Origin of the sequence: Acaryochloris thomasi RCC1774 (assembly GCF_003231495.1) — a bacterium.
Lineage (GTDB): Bacteria > Cyanobacteriota > Cyanobacteriia > Thermosynechococcales > Thermosynechococcaceae > RCC1774.
In genome coordinates this window covers 423,019-431,293 of the sequence record NZ_PQWO01000003.1, presented here as the reverse complement: position 1 = coordinate 431,293, position 8,275 = coordinate 423,019, and the positions used below count along the sequence as shown (strand labels likewise).

Below are 8,275 nucleotides of genomic sequence, written 5' to 3'. Positions count from 1 at the left end.
GCCAACGCGTCTCAAGATTGGTGCGCAAGACACTGTCATTCTCCAAAAAGCTAGAGAATCATATCGGTGCTATTTGGTACTTTATTCACCATTACAATCAATCCTTACCTATTTAGGACTACCATATTTTGATCATATTCTGCGGAGTTACCTATGTCTCTAAAAGTTTTAAATAACCGATATAGGCTCCTAAGAGTCTTAGGTCAGGGTGGCTTCGGCAAAACATATTTGACAGAAGATACTCACCTGCCTTCTAAATCATACTGTGTAATCAAGGAATTACAACCCATATCGGGTAGCAAAACAGCACAAAATCTTGTACAAGAAAGATTCAAAAGGGAAGCTTCTGTCTTGGAGAACTTAGGCCAAAAACATAGTCAGATTCCTACTTTATATGCTTTCTTCTCAGAGCGAGGAATGTTCTATCTCGTTCAAGAGTGGGTTGAAGGAAAAACGCTAACACAAAAACTGCAATCAGAGGGGTTAATGAAGGAGAAATATATTCGAAATCTAACAATTAATATACTCAATATTGTGGATTATATTCATTCTGAAGGTATTATTCATAGAGACATTAAGCCAGATAACATTATAATACGAGAAAATGATAACAAGCCCATACTGATTGACTTTGGAGCTGTAAAAGAAATCATGGGTATTCACTTAAATACACACGGTAGTATAAATAGCTCAGTTCGAATAGGTACTCCAGGTTTTTTACCTCCAGAACAAGCTATTGGTAGGCCTATTCCCTCCAGTGACCTCTATAGTTTAGGGCTTACTGCTATCTATTTACTTAGTGGAAAGCTCCCTCATGATTTTCCTACTGATTCAAGTACGGGTGACATTTTATGGCAAGCTCATTGCCCAAAACTATCTCCTTGGCTTACATCGATACTTGATAAAGCAATTAAGAACCACCCTCCCCAAAGATTTGCTTCTGCGCAAAAAATGAAAAATGCTTTACAATCCAAGACTACTTCTATTTCATCATTGGATGCAAATGGATCGGCAAATGGCAGTAATACTGTAATTCAAGGAACTACATCTAAGAGACGATTGAGATCTTCACCCTTTTTTAGGGGGGTATTCTTAGGATTTGGAGTATTAATAACATTAGGGTCAATACTAGTGGTTAGTTCTCCATCCTTGAGACTAAAGTTTCAAGAATTTTTTCTGCCTCCTCCTCTACCTGGTAATGGAGATCTTGCTCCTAATTCAGATCCCCCAAAAGATTTGCCAGAACAAGAGGTAGGACTAAATCAGTCTGGTACCCCTGAACCTACAACTTCAGAAAATAAACCTCAAGCTGAAGTAGTCGGTAGAGGCAATCTGGTAAACCAAGAAAATGGCGTTTCTGAGAGGACTGCTGAACAAAGACGCATAGAACAGGAAAAGGCTGCTGCTGAACAAAGACGTATAGAACAAGAAAGAGCTGCTGAACAAAGACGTATAGAACAGGAAAAAGAGAAACGGGAAGCTGAAGGAAGAAATTATTGCATAATCACAATTACGAGTGGACTTGTATCTTTGCATAGTGAGCCTGATCCCTTTAGCCAAGAAATTATCATTGTCAAACCAAATGATTACTATGTTATCAGTACTACTTTGAGAAAAACGCCTATAAGTGAACGCAGATGGCTAAAAATTGAATCTGGAGGGCGTCAAGGGTGGATCCCTGATGATTCTTTCACAATTGATTCGAAATCTGAAGCATGCTCATAGTGAAAAAATATTGATTTAGACAGATCTTAAAAACAATGAGTGAACAAATATCTAATCTTCTTTATGGAGTAATTGGAGGTGGAATTGCATCAACAAGCATAAAGCTTGTTGAGAACTATTGGATTGGACCTAGGTTGAATGAGCAATCAGAAGCCCGGAAACAATTGTTCAGATATGGTAAGCCACTATGGTATGCATGCCAAACTTTACAACACCGCTTGTCAGAGATTGAACAAAAGATGGATAGCCCGAGGACTTCTCTTGCAGCTTCTCCTAGAGATGCTCAGTCACTAAGCTGGTACACAACTAAGCATGGAAATTATATTTCTTCTTCTGCATATATGCTCGCTGTAGCTTCATTTTGGATTATTTCATATGAAAGAGATGTAGTTTATCTGAATTTCGGCAGAAAATCATTAACTGCTAACTTTCAAACAAAAATTGAAAATTTCAAGGACAGCGTATCAAATCGAACTAGTCTATGGCTTAATTACTTGAACGGTATAGGAGAGCAGTTAGCTGAAGAAGGAAGCCAGGAGCCTATATCATTTTCTAATTTTTGTATTAAATTACTCAATGAAGAAATTTATCTTGAATATTATATGCACCTATTTGATTTTTTGAGTGAGATTAATCAAGGCAAGTTTAGGGTCAATATCAGAAACACTGTTATTGCCTTGTTCGAGATAAAAGATTTTCTTTTATCTAACAGAATTGCTATACAGAACCGATGATTTTGCATAGTGTTTCTATTCATAGCTAGGCTATTTCCGCTTGATATCAAAGATGAAAAAATTTGGATCCAAGCAAAAAATACCGATGTTGAAGTTGATAAAGAACTAGAAGAGATGGGCATTTCTAGGAAAGAGATTGTAGTGGGTTTCCATCATCCTGCAATGCGCGAACATTCTGACTATGCTGTCCCGTAACGCTTGCTTTCAGTCATTGAATGGCCCTTCGAGAAATAAGCTTACAAGAAATAATGATATGAACAAAGCTGTACTACAACGCGATCTCCTCCAAGAACGCCTCAAAACCTTCATGACCCAACACGGAACCGAGTACCACCTACACAAGCTCGGCTTCTTTGGCTCCTACGCCCGCAACCAAGCCACCCCCGATAGTGACGTAGATATTGTATTTGCCACCAATCAGCCAAACCTATTCACAACAGCCGTACTCAAACAAGAGCTAGAAGCCCTGTTAGACCGTCCAGTTGATATCGTGCGTCTACACCCACATCTACATCCTCAATTCAAAGCTCGAATTGAACGAGAAGCCATCTATGTCTGATCGCAAAACTCTACTGCGAGAGCGATTAGAACGGGTTCTATCAATATTAGAGCGGATTCCCCGACGGTTTGCTAAAGTCAGATTTCATCAATAGCGACGCCGGTGTAGACCGCATGGACAGCATCTGCATGGTTCGGATTGCAGCAGGTGAAGAGTCCAAGAAAATTGACCTGATCATTGAAGGTCAGCTATTTGCCCAATACCCTCAAGTGGAATGGCGTGGTGCAATCGGACTTCGTGATGTCCTAGCGCATGGATACTTTCAAACAGATCCACAGCAGCTCTACAACGTCTGCCGAGATAATATTCCCGTGCTGATCGGAACATTACAGCAAATGATCAACGATCTGGAAAACACTTCAACTTGACCTGCTAGGCTCTAAAAAATGTGCAGATCTCTTGCTACTCATCGCCCCTCGGTCCTGCAACGCGATCGCATCTAAGATCTTCTCAAAATCTTCATGACCCAACACAGAACCGAGTACCACTTAAACAAGATCTGCTTTCTCCGATGCGAGAGGGATAGCATGGCCTACGCCTCTCGCATTAATGTTTCTAACTCTTTGAGACTGATAAGTAGCGAGGCAGAATCAAGTTAAAGATCAAATATTAGCAAATGCTCTACATGGCCCTCACCCCCAGCCCCTTGCCCAATGTTGGGCGAGGGGCTGGGGGTGAGGGCCAATGCAACGATATTGAATTTAATCAGGAATCTTCAAGTCAATTAAGTCTATCTACTTATCAGCTTGGTCTGATTTGGCATAAATGAGCAATAAGGAAGCGAAATCAGGTGAATGGACTTGATCGATGAGTCAGTAGCCACCGCTCTTACCCACAGAGACGGCGCTATTTTTGGCTCTAACCTTGAAGGCAGTCATAGATATGCCGGGGATTTTGTCTCCTACGAAATTTCCTGTTTGCAGGTTTTCAAGAATGGGCTGAATATCTCTCTGGCTCTGGCGATAGCGCTTAGCTAGAGATTTCAGACGACGCTTGATGGAGGTAATAAAGTGAACCTCAGTCATGCTAGTTCTGATTGAGATCGTGCCACAGTTCAGGCATCGGGACGGTTTGACCGGCTTGAGCTTCCTAGGTAGCAGCCTTGAGGTCAACCAGGGTTTGATTGTTGGGTTCTAACTCATCTATGGGGTCGAGACCACTATGTGTTGGCAGCAGGGCTAGAAGAGAGTCCCAAAGATCGACCGGAACCAGGACATCCGTTTTTTCTCTCGCGGCGTTGCTTAGGTAGCGATCTTTAGAGTTGCGATGGCTGTTTATGTAGTTGTCCTCTGGAGGCGGGCCGGAGACCATCGCAGTATTTTAGATATACAAGCAACCCACGCGATGAAGACACTCTCATGAACGGATTGGTTCTAGGTTGTCCGGACCTGCTTAGAGTTAGTTGCTAACCATGATAATGCAAACTCTTGGTAAAACGGAGTAGCAAGATTCTCTCTTCTAATTAGTGATTTAAATACTACGTTCTATGTACCTTGATAGCTGTTGGATAAACTCTTCTGTTTTTTTAGGTAGATATGCTCGGGCTGAATAGACAGCATGAATAGGAAAGCTTTTTAAATTGTACTTTGATAGAACTTTGTAAACATCTCCATTTTCCAAGGCCTCTTTAAATACCCAAGCTGGCCCTAAATGAATGCCCAATCCATCTTTAACTAAAGTTCGAATTGCATTCACGCTATTGACGGTGATGTTGCTTCGTATTTTTGAATAGGGATATTTATTACCATCAGCAAACTCGATATCACTTCTAGCCTGAATTGGCGAGTATAGAATGAAGTTGTGATTGACTAAATCGTCAGGTGTATTCGGCGTACCGTAGCGCTTTAAATAGTCGTGACTGGCTACAAGAACCCTGGAAACTTCACCAATTTTCTTGGCAAGCAAGTTAGATTTCGACGCTTCTCCGATCCGGACTGCAACATCAATATTTTGCTCAACCAAGTTGATGAAATGGCTACCGAGCAATAATTCCACGGACAGCTCAGGTGCACTTTTCAGTATCTCATGGACAACTGGTACAACGAATTCAGCGCCAAAGTCAACGGGTGCGCTAACTCTGAGCGTTCCCTTGAGTCTCTTGACACCACTGGTTATCTCATCTTCCAGAGCTATTTCATCATCGAGTAACCGACGCAGGCCTTCGTAGTATTGCTGGCCAAGCTCGGTTGGACGGGTGTGACGTGTTGAACGATGCAGCAATTTCACATGTAAGTGCTTCTCAAGTGCCGCTATCTTACGGCTTAGAGATGATGGCTCCATGTGCATCTGTTCGGCGGCCTTCTTGAAGCTGCCTGCTTCAACAACCTGGATAAATAGCTGCTGGAGGCTGTGCATGTTTATTGCTCTCAACGCAAGTTATGATTGCAATTTTTTCTACTACCCATACTTTTGTCAATTAGCTACAGTGATCGAGCAAGCAGAATTGCACTCAATGAAGCAAGCGATCGCTGCGTAAAATTTTCAATTATCTAGGAGTTAGCTATGCCTAATTATGATTTGACTGATAAGGTTGTGCTGGTTGCCGGGGGTGCCAAGAATCTAGGTGGACTGATTAGTCGAGAGTTTGCCGGTAAAGGAGCCAATGTAGTTGTTCACTACCACAGCCAATCCTCCCAGCAGGAGGCTGAATCGACCGTGCAGGCCGTTCAAAAATTGGGCCGAGAAGCATTTTCGATCCAGAGCGACCTGACGAAGCCAGAGAATGTCACTACTTTGTTCGAGCAGGCTAAAGATCGATTTGGCAGAGTAGATGTGGCTGTAAATACCGTCGGTAAAGTGCTGCGCAAGCCAATTGTCGAGACGACTGAAGCTGAATTTGATTCAATGTTCGATATCAACGCAAAAACAGCCTACTTTTTCATTAAAGAGGCAGGTAAACATCTCAATGACAACGGCAAGATTATTACCATCGTGACATCGCTACAGGCTGCATTTACTGACGGTTACTCAACCTATGCGGGCGGTAAAGCCCCCGTAGAACACTTCACTCGTGCAGCGGCTAAGGAGTTTGCCTCCCGTGGCATCTCCGTCACCGCTATTGGCCCTGGACCCATGGACACCCCCTTCTTCTATGGACAGGAAACACCCGAGCGCACAGAGTTCCACAAGTCCCAAGCAATGGGCAATCAACTGACTAAAATTGAAGATATTGTCCCTATCATCAGGTTCCTAGCAACTGAGGGTTGGTGGATTACTGGGCAAACAATTTTCGCCAATGGCGGTTACACCACTCGGTAGGTAAGTACTTGACTCGCTAGCTTGGATGCTGCTTGACCGTTTTTAGTCGCGGAGACAAGTGGCATCTGTCGATTCTTCTTTGACTGTGGAGGCTTTATGCATAACAGAATCTTGATTGCCTTGGCTATTGTAAATATGAGTGCTGTCCAAGCCTGCGAGAGTGTCCAGACACCATTGCCCCAGTCTAGGGAAACTGTCAGCGAATCGTCTGAGCCTAGGGAGGGGGGCAGCGAATTATCTAAGCCTAGGGCCGTTGTCAGCGCACTGGTCGATGCCATGCAAACGAACGACGCGGAACGGATACGTTCGCTGTTCGATGCCAACGCCTCACAGGCATATGGGGATGGGGCTGCGAAGTCGGGAGAGGCATTTTTTCGTTGGCTTGATAGCGACATCATTGAGCGCCAAGGTCGAGTTGAGAACGCGCAGCTCGCTGTCAACGGCAACGAAGTGGTCGTGACCGGCCAGTATCGCAGTATAGGCTACGCGAGCGAGGCCAACTTCCTACTGACAGTTGAAAATGGGCGCATTATCAACTGGCGTATGCGGTATTGAAGCACTTTCGCCAGAAAATATTGTTGGCATGGATCGCTTGAACTTAGTACGGATAGGAAACACTAGAATGGGTTGCGTTCCACAAGTCTCAAGCAGCGGGTAACCAACTGACTCAAGTTGAAGATATTGTCCCTATCATCAGGTTCTTCGCACCTGAGGGTTGGTGGATTACTAGCCAAGTGTTCTTCGCCAACGGCGGCTATACGACCCGTTGAGAATCGAATCAGCGAACGTACTCGACTAAAAAGACATCTGATTGTTAATACTATGATTCGCAAACTCGCTTCAGGCTGCTTCCGTCCCATGAGACCGCGCGATGTGAACGAAGCGCACCGGGCAGCGACGCCGTTGGAGTTGCTATTCGACTTGGTGACCGTCATTGCGATCGCAGCGGCAGCGACCGGGCTGCATCATGCCATTGCCGAGGGGCATTTCGTCGATGGCACTCTCCGGTTCGCAGCAGCCTTTTTTGGCATCTGGTGGGCCTGGATGAACTACACCTGGTTTGCCTCTGCATACGATAACGACGATGCCCTGTTTCGTTTGTTAACGATGGTGCTCATGGGCGGCGCATTGACGATGGCGGCTGGCATTCATCTGTTCTTTGAATCAACTAACCTGACCCTAGTGGTGATTGGGTATGTGATTATGCGTCTTGCCCTAGTCGTGCTTTGGCTTCGAGCAGCTCGATCCGACCCAGCATCTCGGAGAACTGCACTATGGTACGCAGGTGGAATCACACTGGCACAGGTGTATTGGGTCGTTCTGCTATTGAGTCAGCCCCTACCAAGGGTTTTGTTCTATATTCTGTTTGCGTTGGGAACCATCCTAGAGCTGACGGTCCCTGCCCTTGCCGAGCGCAATGGCAGCACGTCATGGCATCGGCATCACATTGTCGAACGGTATGGCCTGCTGATCATCATTGTTCTCGGTGAAACACTGCTGTCTAGTTCAATGGCACTTGAGCAGGTCTCTGATGGTTTTGACGGTCAGTTAGTCTCTATCGCGTTGGTAGCGCTAGTGATTGTGTTCTCGATGTGGTGGCTATATTTTTCACCAGAAGAACATTTAGCAACAAACGAGCTGTCGAGGGCGCTGACTTGGGGATATGGACATATTCTCATTTTTGCGTCCGGTGCAGCGGTTGGTGCAGGCTTTGCTGTGCTAGTTGATGTGGTAACAGATCATGCGAAGGTCGGTGTACTCGCTGGTCATTATGCTGTAGCCATTCCGGTGGCGCTTTACCTAGTGGGCTTGTGGCTTGTGCGTGATCGGTTCACCTTTAGTGGTGCAGCACAATACATACTCCCGGTCTTTGCTGGATTGATTCTGATTGTGCCGTTGCTGCTGTCGCTGGAAGGGGTTGCTACACTAATGGTGCTTTGTGTATTGGTCAGGAACTACACAACCTGCAAGGTATGAAAACGGCTGTACTACGGCGCGA

At 44.8% G+C, this 8,275-nt stretch carries 12 protein-coding genes and 2 pseudogenes; 10 read left to right on the top strand and 4 right to left on the bottom strand.

All coding sequences use genetic code 11. The features are described from left to right. The 6 genes and pseudogenes from C1752_RS07635 to C1752_RS07610 all read left to right on the top strand — a co-directional run. Window positions 1-116 (top strand): annotated as a pseudogene (locus C1752_RS07635) (IS1 family transposase); the annotation flags it as partial. Window positions 117-153: 37 nt separating this feature from the next. Further along, window positions 154-1,725, top strand: coding sequence for a protein kinase domain-containing protein (locus C1752_RS07630; RefSeq protein WP_110985444.1), 1,572 nt, complete (start codon window positions 154-156; stop codon window positions 1,723-1,725). Window positions 1,726-1,760: 35 nt separating this feature from the next. Beyond that, window positions 1,761-2,459, top strand: a complete 699-nt coding sequence (locus C1752_RS07625; RefSeq protein WP_110985443.1) for a hypothetical protein — start codon at window positions 1,761-1,763, stop codon at window positions 2,457-2,459. 9 nt (window positions 2,460-2,468) lie between these two features. Beyond that, on the top strand, window positions 2,469-2,654 hold the full coding sequence (locus C1752_RS30215) for an element excision factor XisI family protein (RefSeq protein ID WP_315865245.1): 186 nt from the start codon (window positions 2,469-2,471) through the stop codon (window positions 2,652-2,654). A 58-nt stretch (window positions 2,655-2,712) separates the two neighbouring features. Next, complete coding sequence (locus C1752_RS07615) at window positions 2,713-3,018, top strand: nucleotidyltransferase family protein (protein ID WP_110985441.1); 306 nt, start codon at window positions 2,713-2,715, stop codon at window positions 3,016-3,018. A gap of 68 nt (window positions 3,019-3,086) precedes the next feature. Next, complete coding sequence (locus C1752_RS07610) at window positions 3,087-3,386, top strand: HepT-like ribonuclease domain-containing protein (RefSeq protein ID WP_158535035.1); 300 nt, start codon at window positions 3,087-3,089, stop codon at window positions 3,384-3,386. Window positions 3,387-3,830: 444 nt separating this feature from the next. On the opposite strand, the gene C1752_RS07605 is transcribed toward C1752_RS07610, so the two are convergent. From C1752_RS07605 to C1752_RS07595, 3 genes are all read right to left on the bottom strand, one after another. Further along, the gene (locus tag C1752_RS07605; protein WP_233501437.1) at window positions 3,831-4,043 is read right to left on the bottom strand and encodes a hypothetical protein; all 213 of its coding nucleotides are present in this window, start codon (window positions 4,041-4,043) and stop codon (window positions 3,831-3,833) included. A gap of 64 nt (window positions 4,044-4,107) precedes the next feature. Next, window positions 4,108-4,329: a hypothetical protein gene (locus C1752_RS07600; RefSeq protein ID WP_110985439.1), complete on the bottom strand. Its 222-nt coding sequence runs from the start codon at window positions 4,327-4,329 to the stop codon at window positions 4,108-4,110. 159 nt (window positions 4,330-4,488) lie between these two features. Continuing rightward, window positions 4,489-5,373 (bottom strand): LysR family transcriptional regulator, encoded by an 885-nt coding sequence (locus C1752_RS07595; RefSeq protein WP_110985438.1) that lies wholly within the window; start codon window positions 5,371-5,373, stop codon window positions 4,489-4,491. 147 nt (window positions 5,374-5,520) lie between these two features. Between C1752_RS07595 and C1752_RS07590 the strand changes: the two genes are divergently transcribed. Continuing rightward, a complete protein-coding gene (locus tag C1752_RS07590; protein WP_110985437.1) occupies window positions 5,521-6,276 on the top strand; it encodes an SDR family oxidoreductase in 756 nt (251 codons plus the stop codon). On the opposite strand, the gene C1752_RS28350 is transcribed toward C1752_RS07590, so the two are convergent. Continuing rightward, window positions 6,261-6,554 (bottom strand): hypothetical protein, encoded by a 294-nt coding sequence (locus tag C1752_RS28350; RefSeq protein WP_158535034.1) that lies wholly within the window; start codon window positions 6,552-6,554, stop codon window positions 6,261-6,263. The genes C1752_RS07590 and C1752_RS28350 overlap by 16 nt on opposite strands. On the opposite strand from C1752_RS28350, the gene C1752_RS07585 reads away from it, so the two are divergent. The 3 genes and pseudogenes from C1752_RS07585 (at window position 6,553) to C1752_RS07575 (ending at window position 8,253) form a co-directional block, all read left to right on the top strand. Further along, on the top strand, window positions 6,553-6,831 hold the full coding sequence (locus C1752_RS07585) for a nuclear transport factor 2-like protein (protein ID WP_158535033.1): 279 nt from the start codon (window positions 6,553-6,555) through the stop codon (window positions 6,829-6,831). The two genes, C1752_RS28350 and C1752_RS07585, sit on opposite strands and share 2 nt — an antisense overlap. Window positions 6,832-6,887: 56 nt before the next feature. Further along, a pseudogene (locus C1752_RS30210) lies at window positions 6,888-7,046 on the top strand (SDR family oxidoreductase); the annotation flags it as partial. A gap of 52 nt (window positions 7,047-7,098) precedes the next feature. Beyond that, window positions 7,099-8,253, top strand: coding sequence for a low temperature requirement protein A (locus C1752_RS07575; protein WP_110985435.1), 1,155 nt, complete (start codon window positions 7,099-7,101; stop codon window positions 8,251-8,253). Window positions 8,254-8,275 lie beyond the last annotated feature (22 nt).

What these genes read in the sequence shown, in the direction of transcription:
- C1752_RS07630 (WP_110985444.1), top strand. Translation starts at nt 154, where the DNA reads ATGTCTCTAAAAGTTTTAAATAACCGATATAGGCTCCTAAGAGTCTTA.
- C1752_RS07625 (WP_110985443.1), top strand. Translation starts at nt 1,761, where the DNA reads ATGAGTGAACAAATATCTAATCTTCTTTATGGAGTAATTGGAGGTGGA.
- C1752_RS07615 (WP_110985441.1), top strand. Translation starts at nt 2,713, where the DNA reads ATGAACAAAGCTGTACTACAACGCGATCTCCTCCAAGAACGCCTCAAA.
- C1752_RS07605 (WP_233501437.1), bottom strand. Translation starts at nt 4,043, where the DNA reads ATGACTGAGGTTCACTTTATTACCTCCATCAAGCGTCGTCTGAAATCT.
- C1752_RS07600 (WP_110985439.1), bottom strand. Translation starts at nt 4,329, where the DNA reads ATGGTCTCCGGCCCGCCTCCAGAGGACAACTACATAAACAGCCATCGC.
- C1752_RS07595 (WP_110985438.1), bottom strand. Translation starts at nt 5,373, where the DNA reads ATGCACAGCCTCCAGCAGCTATTTATCCAGGTTGTTGAAGCAGGCAGC.
- C1752_RS07590 (WP_110985437.1), top strand. Translation starts at nt 5,521, where the DNA reads ATGCCTAATTATGATTTGACTGATAAGGTTGTGCTGGTTGCCGGGGGT.
- C1752_RS07585 (WP_158535033.1), top strand. Translation starts at nt 6,553, where the DNA reads ATGCAAACGAACGACGCGGAACGGATACGTTCGCTGTTCGATGCCAAC.
- C1752_RS28350 (WP_158535034.1), bottom strand. Translation starts at nt 6,554, where the DNA reads ATGGCATCGACCAGTGCGCTGACAACGGCCCTAGGCTTAGATAATTCG.
- C1752_RS07575 (WP_110985435.1), top strand. Translation starts at nt 7,099, where the DNA reads ATGATTCGCAAACTCGCTTCAGGCTGCTTCCGTCCCATGAGACCGCGC.